The organism is Streptomyces sp. NBC_00704, assembly GCF_036226605.1.
Lineage (GTDB): Bacteria > Actinomycetota > Actinomycetes > Streptomycetales > Streptomycetaceae > Streptomyces.
The window spans coordinates 6,799,324-6,813,969 of record NZ_CP109000.1 but is presented as its reverse complement, the minus strand read 5'-3'; the positions used below and the strand labels follow the sequence as shown (position 1 = coordinate 6,813,969).

11 protein-coding genes are annotated in these 14,646 nt (G+C 72.8%); 5 read left to right on the top strand and 6 right to left on the bottom strand.

Annotated features, from left to right (window positions below; genetic code table 11):
* Window positions 1-4 precede the first annotated feature (4 nt).
* From OG802_RS29560 to OG802_RS29550, 3 genes are all read right to left on the bottom strand, one after another.
* A complete protein-coding gene (locus OG802_RS29560; protein ID WP_329415344.1) occupies window positions 5-1,345 on the bottom strand; it encodes an ABC transporter substrate-binding protein in 1,341 nt (446 codons plus the stop codon).
* A gap of 148 nt (window positions 1,346-1,493) precedes the next feature.
* Window positions 1,494-2,489, bottom strand: a complete 996-nt coding sequence (locus OG802_RS29555; RefSeq protein ID WP_329415343.1) for a LacI family DNA-binding transcriptional regulator — start codon at window positions 2,487-2,489, stop codon at window positions 1,494-1,496.
* A gap of 690 nt (window positions 2,490-3,179) precedes the next feature.
* Entirely contained in the window at window positions 3,180-3,848 is a 669-nt protein-coding gene (locus OG802_RS29550; RefSeq protein ID WP_329415341.1) for an MmyB family transcriptional regulator, read from the bottom strand.
* 242 nt (window positions 3,849-4,090) lie between these two features.
* On the opposite strand from OG802_RS29550, the gene OG802_RS29545 reads away from it, so the two are divergent.
* The 3 genes from OG802_RS29545 (at window position 4,091) to OG802_RS29535 (ending at window position 6,010) form a co-directional block, all read left to right on the top strand.
* Entirely contained in the window at window positions 4,091-4,744 is a 654-nt protein-coding gene (locus OG802_RS29545) for a helix-turn-helix domain-containing protein (protein WP_329415339.1), read from the top strand.
* A 32-nt stretch (window positions 4,745-4,776) separates the two neighbouring features.
* Window positions 4,777-5,307: a toxin-antitoxin system, toxin component gene (locus OG802_RS29540; protein WP_329417512.1), complete on the top strand. Its 531-nt coding sequence runs from the start codon at window positions 4,777-4,779 to the stop codon at window positions 5,305-5,307.
* A gap of 427 nt (window positions 5,308-5,734) precedes the next feature.
* Window positions 5,735-6,010 (top strand): hypothetical protein, encoded by a 276-nt coding sequence (locus OG802_RS29535; RefSeq protein ID WP_329415338.1) that lies wholly within the window; start codon window positions 5,735-5,737, stop codon window positions 6,008-6,010.
* A gap of 16 nt (window positions 6,011-6,026) precedes the next feature.
* Here OG802_RS29535 and OG802_RS29530 read toward each other — a convergent pair whose 3' ends face one another.
* Window positions 6,027-6,722, bottom strand: coding sequence for a 4'-phosphopantetheinyl transferase family protein (locus tag OG802_RS29530; RefSeq protein ID WP_329415337.1), 696 nt, complete (start codon window positions 6,720-6,722; stop codon window positions 6,027-6,029).
* A complete protein-coding gene (locus OG802_RS29525; RefSeq protein ID WP_329415336.1) occupies window positions 6,719-7,639 on the bottom strand; it encodes a metallophosphoesterase family protein in 921 nt (306 codons plus the stop codon). The genes OG802_RS29530 and OG802_RS29525 overlap by 4 nt, the downstream gene beginning before the upstream one ends.
* A 351-nt stretch (window positions 7,640-7,990) precedes the next feature.
* Here OG802_RS29525 and OG802_RS29520 point away from each other — a divergent pair, with 351 nt between their 5' ends.
* Complete coding sequence (locus OG802_RS29520) at window positions 7,991-9,181, top strand: ATP-grasp domain-containing protein (protein WP_329415334.1); 1,191 nt, start codon at window positions 7,991-7,993, stop codon at window positions 9,179-9,181.
* A 270-nt stretch (window positions 9,182-9,451) separates the two neighbouring features.
* The gene (locus OG802_RS29515; RefSeq protein ID WP_329415332.1) at window positions 9,452-11,140 is read left to right on the top strand and encodes a carbohydrate binding domain-containing protein; all 1,689 of its coding nucleotides are present in this window, start codon (window positions 9,452-9,454) and stop codon (window positions 11,138-11,140) included.
* A gap of 365 nt (window positions 11,141-11,505) precedes the next feature.
* Here the strand turns inward: OG802_RS29515 and OG802_RS29510 are convergent, their stop codons facing one another.
* Window positions 11,506-14,586, bottom strand: coding sequence for an alpha-mannosidase (locus tag OG802_RS29510; RefSeq protein ID WP_329415329.1), 3,081 nt, complete (start codon window positions 14,584-14,586; stop codon window positions 11,506-11,508).
* Between the last annotated feature and the right edge of the window lie 60 nt (window positions 14,587-14,646).

The window sequence follows — 14,646 nt, the reverse complement described above, 5'->3', positions numbered from 1 at the left end:
CGGTTCAGCCCCGGGCCAGGATGCCGTCGATCTTGGCCGAGGCGTCCTTGAGGAGCCGGTCGATGTCGGCGTCCTTCTTGGTGAGGACGGCGGAGACGGCGCCGTCGAGGACGGAGTAGATCTGCTGGGCGTGCGGCGGCTCGATCCTCATCCGCAGGCGCCGGCTGCCGTCGAGGAAGGCCTGGTAGTTCTCCACGGGCACGTTGGCGTTGGCCTTCTTGACCTGCTGGTCCCTGGCGTCGGCGGCGCCGGTGAACAGTCGCGGCTCCGGCAGGCCGACCGGGGCGTCCGCCTTCTCGGCGCGGGCGTAGTCGCCGAGGAAACCGTCGCCGGGGGTGAGGAACATGTGGTCGAGCCACTTCAGGCCGGCGCGGATCTGCTCGGGAGTGTCGCTCTTGCGGAACATGTAGCCGTCGCCGCCGATGAGGGTGCCCTTGCCGCCGGGCATCGGCGCGAGGGCGAGGTCCTTGTAGTCGCCGCCCTTCTCCTTGACCAGGATCGGGATGTTGTCGGGGGCGGAGAGGTACATGCCGAGCTTGCCCGAGCCCATCAGCTGCTGGACGTCGTTGATGACGAGGAGCTGCTTGCTGCCCATGGAGTCGTCGCTCCAGCGCATGTCGTGCAGGGTGCGCAGCACGGCGTGGCCCGCGGGCGTGTCGACGGCGGCCCTGCGGCCGTCGGCGCTCACCACGTCCCCGCCCTGCGCGTACATCTCGGCGGTGAAGTGCCAGCCTCCCTGGTTCTGGGCGCTGTAGTCGGCGTAGCCGACCGTGCCGTCGCCGAGCGCGGCGATCCGCCTGGCGTCCGCGCGCAGTTCCGCCCAGGTGGCCGGTGGTCTGTCGGGGTCGAGGCCGGCCTTCTCGAAGAGCGCGCGGTTGTAGATCAGCCCCATGGAGTAGCCGGTGCGCGGAACGCCGTAGACCTTGCCGTCGACGGTGTAGATGTCGCGCAGCTGCTTCTGGACGGCGCCGTAGCCCTTCGACTCCTTGAGGTACGGCGTGAGGTCGGCGGCCTGTTCGATGTCGACGACGTGCCGGGCGTCGGTGAAGTACGTGTAGAAGACGTCCTCCATCTGGCCGCCGGCGAGTTTGGCGTCGAAGGTCTTGGGGTCCTGGCAGGGGAACGCGTCGTGGGGTACGACGTCGATGTCCGGGTTCTGCTTCTCGAAGGCCGCGACGTCCTCCTCGAAGAACCGGCGGTCGACCGCGGCGCTCTTGGGGGGCATGCAGTTGACCGTGATGCGGGTCTTCCCGCTCGCGCTGTCGTCGTTCGACCCGCAGGCGGTGAGGACGAGGCAGCCGACGCCGAGCGCGGCGACGGTACGACGGAACCCGGTGCTTGTCATCGGTGGACCCCTCTGGGCAGGAGCAAGGAAGGCCCCACGGCGACGGGTCGAGGCCGCCGCCGTGCTGGCGCGGCACACTCAAGCACCGGCGACAGGCGTCCGCAAGATGTCGCGCAGAATCTGTAATTATTCGACAGGCGGCCGCAGATCAGTCGCGGGGCGCCTGCCCGGTGGAGCCCCGGACCACCAGCTCGGGCTCGAAGAGCAGCTCGTCGGCGGCTACGACGCCCCCGGCGACCTGCGCGTTCAGCAACTCGACGGCCGCCCTGCCCATGGCCTCGATGGGCTGGCGCACGGTGGTGAGCGGCGGCTCGGTGCAGTTCATCAGCGCGGAGTCGTCGTAGCCGACCACCGAGACCCGGCCGGGCACGTCGAGGCCCTTGCGGCGGGCGGCGCGGACAGCGCCGAGGGCCAGCGGGTCGCTGGCGCAGATGAAGCCGGTGACTCCCCGGTCGATGAGCCGGGCGGCGGCCGCGTGACCGCCCTCGATGGAGAACATGGCCCGGGCGACGCGTTCGTCGGGGAGGTCGCCGAGCGCCCGCGCGGCGGCCAGTTTGCGCGCGGAGGGCACGTGGTCGCCCGGTCCGAGCAGCAGGCCGATGCGCTCGTGCCCGAGCGAGGCCAGGTGCCGCCAGGCCTGCTCGACCGCCACGGCGTCGTCGCAGGAGACGCCGGGGAAGCCGAGGTCGTCGATGGACGCGTTGACCAGCACGACCGGGATGTTGCGGTCGGCGAGCCGCCGGTAATGGTCGTGCGGGGCGTCGGCCTGGGCGTAGAGACCGCCGGCGAAGACGACGCCGGACACCTGCTGCTGGAGCAGCAGGTCGACGTAGTCGGCCTCGGAGACCCCGCCCTTGGTCTGTGTGCACAGCACCGGCGTGAGGCCGAGCTGAGCAAGCGCGCCCCCGATGACCTCGGCGAACGCCGGGAAGATGGGGTTCTGCAACTCGGGCAGCACCAGCCCGACGAGCCGGGCGCGCTCCCCGCGCAGCTGGGTCGGCCGCTCGTAGCCGAGGACGTCCAGGGCGGACAGCACCGCCTGCCGGGTGGCCTCGGACACCCCGGGCCTGCCGTTGAGCACCCGGCTGACCGTGGCCTCGCTGACCCCGACCTTCTTGGCCACTTCCGCAAGTCGTCGCGTCATGCGCGCAAGAATAGCGCAAGAAATGCAAGCAGCTTGCGTAAATCCGGAGGGGCGGACGAGGGGGTGAACGACAAGCCCGGCCCGCCCGTCGGCGACGCCGCGCGCGGGAGACACGGGAGGGAGACGAGAGGGAGCGAGGGAGCCGGACGGCCCGGGCGCCGTCGGCGACCTGAACGCCGGCGGTGCCCGGCCGGGCCGGGACGCGGCCCCGGAGCCGGTCCCGACGGCGACTCCGCGGCGGCCGCTGCCGCTGCCGCGAAAGTCCGGGGAACCGGGCGGGAGCCGCTCGGAGGACGAAGTCCACGAGCCGCGGAGGAACCGAACGGCCGCGTACGGACGGGCCGGCGCCGCTCGCGCCGGGACCGGTCGCCCGCCGCCCCGCGCGCGCCCGAGGGGGCCAGCGCCTCGGACGGGCGGAACCGAGGAGATCGACGACATGGAGGGGCGGGGATCGAGGGAAGCGTGGTGTCGCGGGTATCGCGGCATCTCGGGAAGCGGGGAGATCCGGAGGGCTACGGGCACGGCGGGCGGAACCGGGGCCGGGCGCGTCGGAGCCGGGCGTCGGGGGCGGCGGCTGCGTTTCGAGGGTGGGGCGGCCCCGATGGCGGTCAACCCGCCGGGAGCGGGGCCCCGGTGGCGGTCAGCCCGCCGGAGGCGGGACCCCGGTGGCGGTCAGCCCGCCGGTGGCGGTCAGCCCGCCGGAGGCGGGACCACGCTGAGATGGCTCGCGCCGCGGCGGACGCCGCGCGCTCTGCCGGTCGCGGCGGCCGGACGGGCCTCGCGCAGCACCATGGTCAGCCGCGTGTACCCCATGTCCCGCAGGGTCCTCGGGGTCTCGGTAACGATGCGGCACTCCGTGGCGCCCCGGCGCGGGTCGGGGTGCAGCAGCGAGCGGACCGCCCCGTCGTGCTCGACGGCGCCCTCGCCGACCGCGCGGACCCAGTGCGGCAGCCCGTGCCGGTAGGCGGCCTCCATGATGGGGTCCTGGCCGATCTCGCGGCGGATCGCCTGAAGGACGTGGTCGTGCGCGTGGCGTTCCACGGCCGCGGAGAAGCCCGCGAGCATCGGCAGGCACCAGCCGGTCTCGTGGTCGCCGAGAACCGCGGACGCGTCGGGATGGAACAGGACGAACCGCAGGAAGTTGTCGGTCGGGTGGGCCGTCGGATGCGGGCTCACGTCGCGGAAAAGTGACGCGAATGCGGCGTTGGACAGCACCACGTCCCAGCGGTGGTCGAGCACGACGGACGGGAAGGGGACGGCGTCCAGGTAGACGCCGTAGTCCTGCAGATAGGCCTGGGCCTCGGGACTCTCGGGGACGGGCCGCGGCGCGGACCGCTGCCCTCCTGCCTGATATGCCATCGGGAGGTCACCCCTCTTGCCTATGCGGCCTTCACGCGGTCCCCGATCCTGCTGCCCGGACGCGAGGCATGTCAACTATCGTGGCATTCCACGGTCGTTGACGGCTGAAATTGGCCACAGTTGTGGCGAGGCCTGGATGTGAGTTCGAAAGACCCGCTACTCTCCACGCAGTTCACGGCGACCGTCCGTGTCGGCGATCGTGTGCCTGTGAGAGGGACGTGAGAGACCTAGGAGACCTGTCGGTGGCGGAGGATGGCTTCGAGGTTCCGGGCGCCGCGGCGACGGTGCTGCTGTCGGCCGTCGTCGCCCGTGTCGCCGCGCTCGCCGACCGGCTGGGCGTGCCGCACGCGGAGGTCTTCGCCACGGGGCGGCTGTCCGTCGCCTCCGGGGTCCCGGAGTCCGTGGTCAAGGCCCTGCTGAGCGGCCGGCCCGCCGGGGAGCCCGACGTCCAGGCACGCTTCCTGCAACGTCTCGACCTGCTGCGCCGTACGCGGCTCAAGCCCAACGGCCGCAAGTACACCCAGCAGGAGATCGCCGACGGCGCCGGCATGTCGCGCCAGCAGGCGGGCGCCCTCATCAACGGCGACCGGCGTCCGACGATGGAGCACTGCGACGCCCTCCAGCGGTTCTTCCGCGTGCACGCGGGGTTCCTCACGGCCGAGGACCCGGAGGCGCTCGCGGGCGCCCTCCAGCACACCGAGCAGGAGTTGCTGCAGAAACTCGCCGCGCGCGAGGCGGCCGCGGCCGCCTCGGACCCGCTGGAGCGCCTGCTCCAGGACCACGGCGTGCGCGGGATCGCGTGGCGGGCGGCCCAGCTGCCCACCGACCAGCACCGCGACAAGGTCGCCGAGTGGCTGGACATGCTCCTGGAGAGCGTGAAGCGGCCCGAGTCGTGATCCGGGGGAGAAGCGTGAACATCGCCAAGGAAATGCGCCGCCTGAGCGGCGAACTGGTCGCGGAGCTGGCCCTTCCGGCCCCCTCGGCGCCGGCGGACCTGTACACCGCCCTGTGCGACGGGATGAGCAGACGGCGCGGCCGCCCGGTCCATTTCCGCATGGCTTCCTTCCCCGCCGACACGGCGAGCGGACTGTGGCTCGACATGGCCGACCAGGATCTGGTCGTCATCGAGGAACGCACCGCCCCCGACCACCAGTTGGTGATCCTCGGGCACGAGCTGTGGCACATGAAGGCGGGCCACTGCGGCCATCACGTCGAGGGCGCGACGGTCGCGGCCCGTTTACTCAGCGACGGAGCGGACCTCCAGGCGACCGTGCGCAGCGTCGCCGCGCGCACCCGCTTCGATCTGGCCGACGAACGGCAGGCCGAGACGTTCGGCCTGCTGCTGGCCAGCAAGTGCCGGGCCTGGCTGCCGGGTTCGGCGCCGCGCGGCCGCGGCCAGCGCGATCATCTGGCGGGCCGGATCGAGGCGTCGCTGGGATACCTCGGCCCGCAGAGCTGACCGGCCCGCTCCCCGGCACGACCGGGCGGACCGACGGACGGCCGGAGGAACGGACAGACGGACGGGCGGACGGGCGGACGGGCGGACGGGCGCCGCATGTTCACCCACGATGACGACGACCGAGCGGGCGCGAGTGCGGGCGCGGGCGCCGTTGCGCGGGCACAGGCGCGGCTCCGTGCTCCCCGGAAGCCCTCGCAGCGGCGAGGATCCGTCTCCTGAAAGGGCCGGGACGGGCCTTGGAGGCGGCGGGGAGGGGAGCCGGGAGGGATCGCGGGCGGGTTTCCGCCTGCGCTGAGCGGGCGAACCGACGCGCTGCGCGGCCGGATTGTCAGTGGTGGGCGGCAAGCTGGGTGGTGCGCCGCCGCACGGGGGCGTACGCGCCGTCGGGGCGCGTGGGAGACGACGCCGACACGGGGAGAGCCGACCGATGCCCACAGCCGTACTGACCGACCGCGAGCGCACCGCCGTGCAGGCCTACCTGAGGCTGCTGCACACCGTACGGGCCGCCTTCGGCGACGAGGGGGGCCGGGAGGGCGCCCACCTGTCCGGCGCACGCCGCTCCGGCGCATCGCAGGACCGGCTGCCGCCCGTGGTGCCGCCCTCCGTGCTGGCCGAGGCGGAGCGGGCCCTGGCGGACGCCGGGCTCACGGGCAACGAGGAGGAGTTCTTCCGGCTGCTGCACAGCTGGTGCCCCGGCGCGTGAGCGCCGGGCCGCGGCCTCAGCCGTGCCGGACCGTCACGGCCGTGGCCACCAGGCCGCGCCGGACGGTCCAGCGGCCCTCGAAGTGCCCGAGCCGCCGGCCGCCCACCAGCGGCCCGGGCACGAGCAGGCGGGCCCGGAACGTCCCCTGCGGGTCCGCGCCGGGGCCCGCGGCGGCCGTGAGGTCGATGTCGGCCTCGCTGAAGTCCAGCCACTGGCGGGTGAGGGGGAACCACGCCTTGTAGACGGACTCCTTGGCGCTGAACAGCAGCCGGTCCCAGTGCACCTCGGGCCGCTCCCGGACCAGGCGTGCGTGCCGGGCCGCCTCGGCGGGCAGGGCCACGGTGGCCAGCACGCCGTCGGGTAGGGGGGCGTGCGGTTCGGCGTCGATGCCCAGGGAGGCGAGGTCGTCGGCGCGGACCAGCGCGGCGGCGCCGTAGCCGTCGCAGTGGGTCATGCTGCCCGTCAGTCCTGCGGGCCACTGCGGCGCGCCGCGCTCGCCGGGCAGCACGGGCTGCGGGGGCACGCCGAGCTTCTCCATGGCCCGCCGGGCGCAGGCGCGCACGACGGTGAACTCGCGACGGCGTTTGTCCACCGCCCGGGTCAGCAGCGCCTCCTCCTGCGGGAACAGCGGCATGTCCGCGAACTCGCTCTCACCGTCCTCGCCGAAGGCCTCGACCGCCACCACCGGTCCGGGCAGCAGTCCGCCGATCACCGGGCCTCCCCCGGCTCTCCGGGCCCCGCGGGCTTCCCGGACGGGTTCGCGGGCCGTCCGGTCCCGCCGGGCGGTGCGGGCAGGACGCGTCGCAGCCGGCCCGGCGGCTGGGGGCGTCCCCGCCACTCGCGGGGGTAGCCCACCGACACCTCCTCGAAGCGGACGCCGTCCTGCCAGGTGGTCCGCGGAATGTGGAGATGGCCGTAGACCATGGCGGCGAGGCGGAAACGGCGGTGCCAGTCGGCGGTCAGCTCGGTGCCGCACCACATGGCGAACTCCGGATGCCACAGCACGTCCATGGGATGCCGGTGCAGCGGATAGTGGTTGACGGGGACGACGGGCAGGCCGTCCGGGATCTGTGCGAGCCGGCGTTCGGTCTCGGCGACCCGGGCCCGGCACCAGGCCTCACGGGACGGATACGGGTCGGGGTGCAGCAGGTACTCGTCGTTGCAGACGATGCCGGTGTTCTGCGCGTAGGCCAGCCCCTCCGCCTTGGTCGTGCAGCCGGCCGGGAGGAACGAGTAGTCGTACAGGAGGAACAGCGGCGCGACGACCACCGGGCCGCCGGGGCCCTCCCACACCGGGTAGGGGTCCTCGGGCGTGGTCACGCCCAGGTCGCGGCAGACCTCCACCAGGTGCTCGTAGCGGGCCACCCCGCGCAGGGAGACCGGGTCGCCGGGGTGCGACCACAGCTCGTGGTTGCCGGGCGCCCACACGACCTTGCGGAAGCGGCTCGCGAGGGTCTTCAGGGCCCAGCGGATGTCGGCCACGTTCTCCGAGACGTCGCCCGCGACCAGCAGCCAGTCCTCGTCCGTCTCCGGGGCCATCGCCTCGACCAGAGCCCGGTTCTCCGGATAGCCGATGTGCAGATCGCTGATGGCCAGCAGTCGTCCGGCGCCACCGGCCGTCGTCGTCACCTCGAGCCCCCGCTCACTAGAGCACGCTCCGCGTTCCCGCGAACACACACGTGCTTCCCAAGAGAACACGTTCCCGACCCGTGGGACAAGGTCGAATCCGGTCGTCCGCGCGGCCGCACCCACCCTCACCTGCGCCGCAGCGCGCCCTTACCCGATCGGGCCGCGTACGGGAACAAGATCGGAAAATCCGTGACACGCGCGTTGCACGCGGCACCCCCGGGACCCCGTATGATCGCCCCAACACCACCGCCATGGACGTCCCTTACGCAGGGCGGTTTGGTGACCCACCATTTCCCCTGCCCGGGCCGGGCCTGCTTCGCCCTGCCCGCACACCGTGAAAGGCGGCCTCGCATGGTCTCTCGCGTACGCGTCTGGCTCAACCGCACGTACGCGGAGAACGTGTTCTTCACGGATCAGCTGCGACGAAATCCCAGCGACCGGGCCGTCGAGATCCATGCCACGCACGGTGACGCCGACTCCCCCGTGCTGGCCGCCGCCGACACCGCCGAGCTCGAGCCGGAGGGCCTGTCCCCGGCCGCGTACGTCGAGTACGCGCTCGCCCAGTGCCGGCGTCGCGGCATCGACGTGTTCGTCCCGCGCCTGCACCAGTCGGCCGTGGTGGCGCACCGCGCCGACTTCGAGGCGGTCGGCACGGCGCTGCTCGCACCGCCGCCGGAGGCGGTCGCCGTCTTCCACGACAAGGTGGTCGCCTACGAGGCCGTGCAGGCGATCGGGGTGCCGGTGCCGCCGTGGCACCGGGTCCGTTCCGCCGACCAACTCGTCGCGGCTGTCGAGGCGTTGGAGGACGCGGGGCATCGCGCCTGCTTCAAGCCGGCGTCCGGCGCGGGCGGGGTGGGCTTCCGGGTGATCACCCGCAAGCCGTTCTCGCTGGAGCACCTCACCGGGTTCCCCAGCCCCTCCGTCCAACTCGACCTGGTGGTCGAGGCGTTGCGGCGGGCCGAGGAGCAGGGCGAGGACCGGGTCGACTGGCTGGTCATGCCCCGGCTCGGGCAGCCGGAGGTGTCCGTGGACTGCCTCACCGGCCCGGACAACGTCCTGCGGATGTCCGTGGGCCGCACGAAGAACGGCCGCCGCCGCGGCTTCACCCTGCACGAGCAGTGGCTGGAACCCGCGCGTCTCATCGCCGAGGGCTTCGGGCTGCACTACCTGTCCAACATCCAGTTCCGCATGTTCGGTGACCGGCCGGTCCTGATGGACGTCAACACCCGTCCGGCCGGCGGCCTGCACCAGCTGGCGCTGTGCGGCGTCAACGCGCCCTGGGCGGCGGTGCAGCTGGCGCTCGGCGAGGACCCGGGCAGGATCGTGCCGCCGTTCCTGGGCCAGGACTACACCGTCGTGTCGGGCCCCCGCCCGCTCCGCGCGGTCGCCCTGCCGCACCAGCGGCTGGACGAGGCCGAGCCGCTGCTGCCGGCCGTGCCGACGCCCGCCGGGTCCCCCGAGCCGACCACGCAGGCCGCCCCGGCCGCCGCGTCGGCGTCCGCGGCGACGCCCGCGGACGCGGCGCAGGCCCTGCCGCTGTAACCGGCCGGCCCGGGCGTCCCGGTCCCGCCCGGGCCCACAGGTCACGGCTCGCGACCCCCGACTCCCGGCCCCCCGCTCGCGGCTCGCCCGGATCACCGGATCACCGGATCACCGGATCACCGGATCACCGGATCCTCAACTGGTATGGACCAATCCCGTCACTCTCCTTGACAGCCGGATTGGTCCATACCAAATTTGTTGCGCACCCCCTTGCACAGCTCTGCACTCCCCTTGCACTCCCGAACACCCCCATTCCTTCAGGGAGATCGCGTGCGCACCAGATCCCTCGGACGCCCATGGCGTCGTTTCCTCGCCCTGACCGGCACCGCCGGTCTCGCCCTGGCCGGAGCCGTGGCCCTGCCCGGCACCGCCCAGGCGGCCAACGTCCTCACCAACCCCGGTTTCGAGTCGGGCTCCGTCTCGCCCTGGTCCTGTACGGGCAACCTCGGCTCCGTCGTCTCCTCGCCCGTCCACAGCGGGTCCAAGGCCCTCTCGGGGGCGGTGAGCGCGAGCGACATCGCCAAGTGCGGCCAGACCGTCTCCGTCCAGCCCAACACCACGTACGCGCTGTCCGGTTGGGTGCGCGGCTCCTACGTCTACCTCGGCGTCGACGGCGGGGCCTCCACCTGGACGTCGTCGCCGTCGGCGTACAGCAAGCTCTCGGTCTCCTTCACCACCGGCGCCTCGCAGACCAGCGCCACGATCTACGTCCACGGCTGGTACGCCCAGGGCGCCTACCAGGCCGACGACATCAGCCTGGACGGGCCGGGCGGCGGGGGCGGCTCCGACACCCAGGCCCCGACCGCGCCCGGCGGGCTGACCTCGACCGGCAAGACGTCCTCCAGCGTGTCGCTGTCCTGGAACGCCGCCTCCGACAACGTCGGCGTCACGGGTTACGACGTCTACAGCGGGTCGTCGAAGGTGCTCACCGTCTCCGGGACCTCGGCCACGGTCGGCGGGCTGTCCCCGAGCACGTCCTACTCCTTCAGCGTGCGGGCGCGCGACGCCGCCGGGAACACCTCCGGCGCCTCGAACACCGTGAGCGTCACGACCAGCGCGGGCGGGGGTGGCGGGACCGGCTTCAAGCAGGCCGCGCCCTACCTCTTCGAGGGCTGGGGCGATCCCCCGAACGTGACCACGGTGATGAACGCGACCGGCGTCAAGTGGTTCACGATGGCCTTCGTGCTCGACGGCGGCGGCTGCAACCCGATGTGGGACGGCAACCGGGCGCTGGCCGGCGGGGTCGACCAGAGCGTGATCAACCAGGTCCGCTCGGCCGGCGGGGACATCGTGCCCTCCTTCGGCGGCTGGCAGGGCAGCAAGCTCGGCGCCAACTGCTCCTCGGCGAGCGCGCTGGCGGGCGCCCTGCAGAAGGTGATCGACGCCTACTCGCTCAAGGCGATCGACATGGACATCGAGAACACGGACGAGTTCGAGAACGAGGCCGTGCAGGCGCGGATCCTCACCGCGCTGAAGACCGTGAAGGCGAACAACCCCGGCCTGAAGACCATCGTCACCTTCGGGACGACGACGACCGGACCGACCTACTACGGCAACCGGCTCATCGAGCAGGCCAAGTCGCTCGGCGCCGACATCGACGTCTTCACCATCATGCCGTTCGACTTCGGCGGCGGCTCGGACATGTACGGCAACACCGTGAACGCGACGGAGGGGCTGAAGAACAAGCTGAAGTCCACCTTCGGCTGGGACGACGCCACCGCCTACGCCCACATCGGCATCTCCGGCATGAACGGCCTCTCCGACCAGCAGGAGAACACCACCCCCGCGATCTGGACGTCCATCCGCGACTGGGCCAACTCCCACCACATCGCGCGGCTCGCCTACTGGGCCGTCAACCGTGACCGGCCGTGCCCGGGCGGCGGCGTGGTGAGCAACTGCTCCGGCATCAGCCAGAGCACCTGGCAGTTCACCTCCATCACCGCGGGCTTCACCGGCTGACCTCCCCGGACGTCGTCGGACGTCCCCAGAATCCCCCGGGCCGCGGTCCGGGGGATTTTTTTTCCGCGCAGGGTGTATCAGGGGCCGGATCGCGCGCTCCTAAGGGTGCAGGACCCCGCGGGGGGAGCCGGGGGGAACACCGGGGTCTCGGGGGGAAGCACGGGGATCCACGGGGGAAGAACGGGAATCGACGGGGGATTCCCGGGGGAACGGGGGATCGGGTCGGTCGGCCGCTGTCACGGGGAGCGACCGGCCGGCCCGAGCGCTTGCCGCCCGCCGCCGTACAGGCCGGGGGAACCGGGGCGGGCGGGACTCGACGTCCCGCCCGCCCCCGCGCGCGCCGCTTGCGCGGCCCACACGCCGGGTCAGTGGCCGGCGGCGCGTTCCAGACGCAGCGTCAGGATCTGGAAGGGGCGCAGGCGGACGGCGACCGCGCCGTCCTCGGTGAGCGCGGCAGGCTCCAGCGGCCGCTCCAGCAGATCGGTGATCCGGGCGCCGGCCAGCGGGAAGCCCGCGCGCAGGACGCCCGTCGCCCGGCCGCCGCTCGACTCGTAGAGCCGCACGACGACGTCGCCTGACGTGTCGTCGGCGAGCTTGACCGCCTCCACGGTGATGCCGTCGCCCTCCACGGAGACGACCGGCCCGGGTGCGCCGGCCGCGTCCGCCACGCGCAGCGGGAGGTTGAGGGCGTAGCCCTCGGCGACCGCGTCCTCGATGCTCGCGCCGGGCAGCAGCGCGTAGGTGAAGCGGTGCCGGCCCTGGTCGGCCCCGGGGTCCGGGATGCGCGGCGCGCGGAGCAGGCTGAGGCGGACGGTGGTCGTGGTGCCGCCGTCCTCGCGGACGGTGCGGGAGACGTCGTGGCCGTAGGTGGAGTCGTTGAGGACGGCGACGCCGTAGCCGGGCTCGCCGATGTGCACCCAGCGGTGGCCGGAGACCTCGAACCGGGCCGCCTCCCAGCTGGTGTTGGTGTGGGTGGGGCGCTGGATGTGGCCGAACTGGATCTCGGCGGAGGAGTGCGGAGCGCGGACGTCCACCGGGAAGGCCGCCTTGAGGATCTTCTCCGCCTCGTGCCAGTCGACGTCGGTCTCGAAGTCGACGCGCGGGCTGCCGGCCCGCAGCGTGATCGTCTGGGTGAGCGTGGAGCCCGTGCCGAAGGAGCGGTTGACCCGGATCGCCCCGGCCAGCGGATCGTCCTCGACGACCGTGACCGCGTCCGGCTCCAGCAGGTCGGTGTAGCGGTTCCGATAGTGCTTGTCGATGTCCCAGGCGTCCCAGCAGTTGGGGAGGTCGGTGTGCAGGCGCAGCAGGTTGCCCGCGTCGGCGAGGACCTCGCGGCCGGCCCGCAGGTCGTACACGGAGGACAGGGTGCCGTCCTCGGCGACCTCCACCCGGACCAGGCCGTTGTCGAGCACCCGGCCGGAGACCGTCACCGGGTGCGGCGGCCGCGCCCCGTGGAGGGGCGCGCTGCCGTTCGCGGGCGCCTGGACGAACACGGGCCGGCCCTGCGGCGTCCGCATCACCTCGGCGCGGGCGTACGGGCTGGTGTTGAACACCCGCGGCGACGCGTCCGGCTGCGGCTCGCCCGGCCGGCCGGGGCCCAGCGCGGCGACCGCCTCGGCGGTCAGCGTCTCCAGTTCCTCGGCGACGCGGGCGTACTCGGCCTCGGCCTCCCGGTGCACCCAGGCGATGGAGGAGCCGGGCAGGATGTCGTGGAACTGGTGCAGCAGCACCGTCTTCCACAGCCGGTCCAGCCTCTCGTACGGGTAGGCGTAGCCCGGTGCGTGCAGTGCGGCCGTCGTCGCCCACAACTCGGCCTCGCGCAGCTTGTGTTCGCTGCGCCGGTTGCCCTGCTTGGTGCGGGCCTGGCTGGTGTAGGTGGCGCGGTGCAGCTCCAGGTACAGCTCGCCGACCCAGACGGGTGCGTCCGGGTACTCGGCGCGGGCCTTGGCGAAGAACGCGTCGGGGTGCTCGACGACGACCTTCGGCGAGCCCTCCAGGTCGGCCAGCCGGCGCGCCCGTTCCATGATCTCGCGGGTGGGGCCGCCGCCGCCGTCGCCCCAGCCGAAGGGGGCCAGCGAGCGGGTGCCGCCGCCCTTCTCGGAGTAGTTGCGGACCGCGCGGGCCATCTCCTCGCCGCTGAAGCGGGCGTTGTAGGTGTCGATGGGCGGGAAGTGCGTGAAGATGCGGGTGCCGTCGATGCCCTCCCACCAGAAGGTGTGGTGGGGGAACGTGTTGGTCTGGTTCCAGGAGATCTTCTGGGTGAGGAACCACTCGTTGCCGGCGAGCTTGGCGAGTTGCGGGTAGGCCGCGTTGTAGCCGAAGGAGTCGGGCAGCCAGACGCCCTTGGTCTCGATGCCGAAGTGCTCGATGAAGAACCGCTTGCCGTGGACGAGTTGCCGGGCGATGGCCTCGCCGCCGGGCAGGTTGCCGTCGGACTCGACCCACATGCCGCCGACGGGCGCCCACTGCCCCTTCTTCACCGACTCCTGGATCCGCGCCCACACCTGCGGGTAGTTGTCGCGTACCCACTCGTACTGCTGGGCCTGCGAGCAGGCGAAGACGAAGTCGTCGTACTCGTCGGCGAGCGCGGTGACGTTGGAGAAGGTGCGCGAGGTCTTGCGCTTGGTCTCACGGATCGGCCACAGCCAGGCGGAGTCGATGTGCGCGTGGCCGACGCCGGAGACGGTGTGGGCGCTGGCGTGCGCGGGGCGGGCCAGGGCGGGGGCGAGCACCTCGCGCACGGCGGCGGCGCTGCTGGAGACGTCGTCCAGGTCGAGGGCGTCCATGGCCCGGTCCAGGGTGTGCATGATCTCGTGGCGGCGCGGCTCGTGCTCGCCGAGCTGGACCATCAGCTCGCGCAGCACCTGGAGGTCGAGGTCGAGGTGCCAGACCTGCTCGTCGAGGACGGCGATGTCGGCGCGGCGGAACGTGTAGAGGGGGCGGTCGCCCGCGGTCAGCACGTCGCCCAGCGGGGTCGGGGCCGCGAAGCCGCCCGCCAGGATGTCGGGGTTGGAGGCGGCCTCGACGAGGTAGTCGATCCGCTCCCCGCCCTGCGCCGGGTTGCCGATCGGCACGTACTGGTTGAGCGGGTTGACGGCCTTGAGCGGTGTCCCGTCGGTGCGGTGGACGAGGGCCTCGGCCTGGTTGCCGGGCCAGTCGGCGGTGAAGCCGAGGTCGATGACGGCCTCGACGCGCCGGCCGGCCCACTCGGCGGGCACCCGTCCGCGCATCCGGAACCAGGTGGTGCCCCAGGGCGGGCCCCACGGGGTGTCCGTCGCGAAGGGCGTGTAGGCGGCGGCCGCGGCCTCCGCGAACGGCACGGGCTCCCCCGGCGCCTGCCAGGCCTCCACCTCGAAGGGGACGGCGGCCGCGTAGATCGCGGGCTTGACGCGCTGGTGGTGGACGCGCTCGACGCGCTCCTCGATGCGGCGGCGTTCGTCATGCATGGGGAATCTCCAGTGAGGGACCACGAGGGGCAAAAAGGCCCGGGAGCCGCGCCGGGCGGG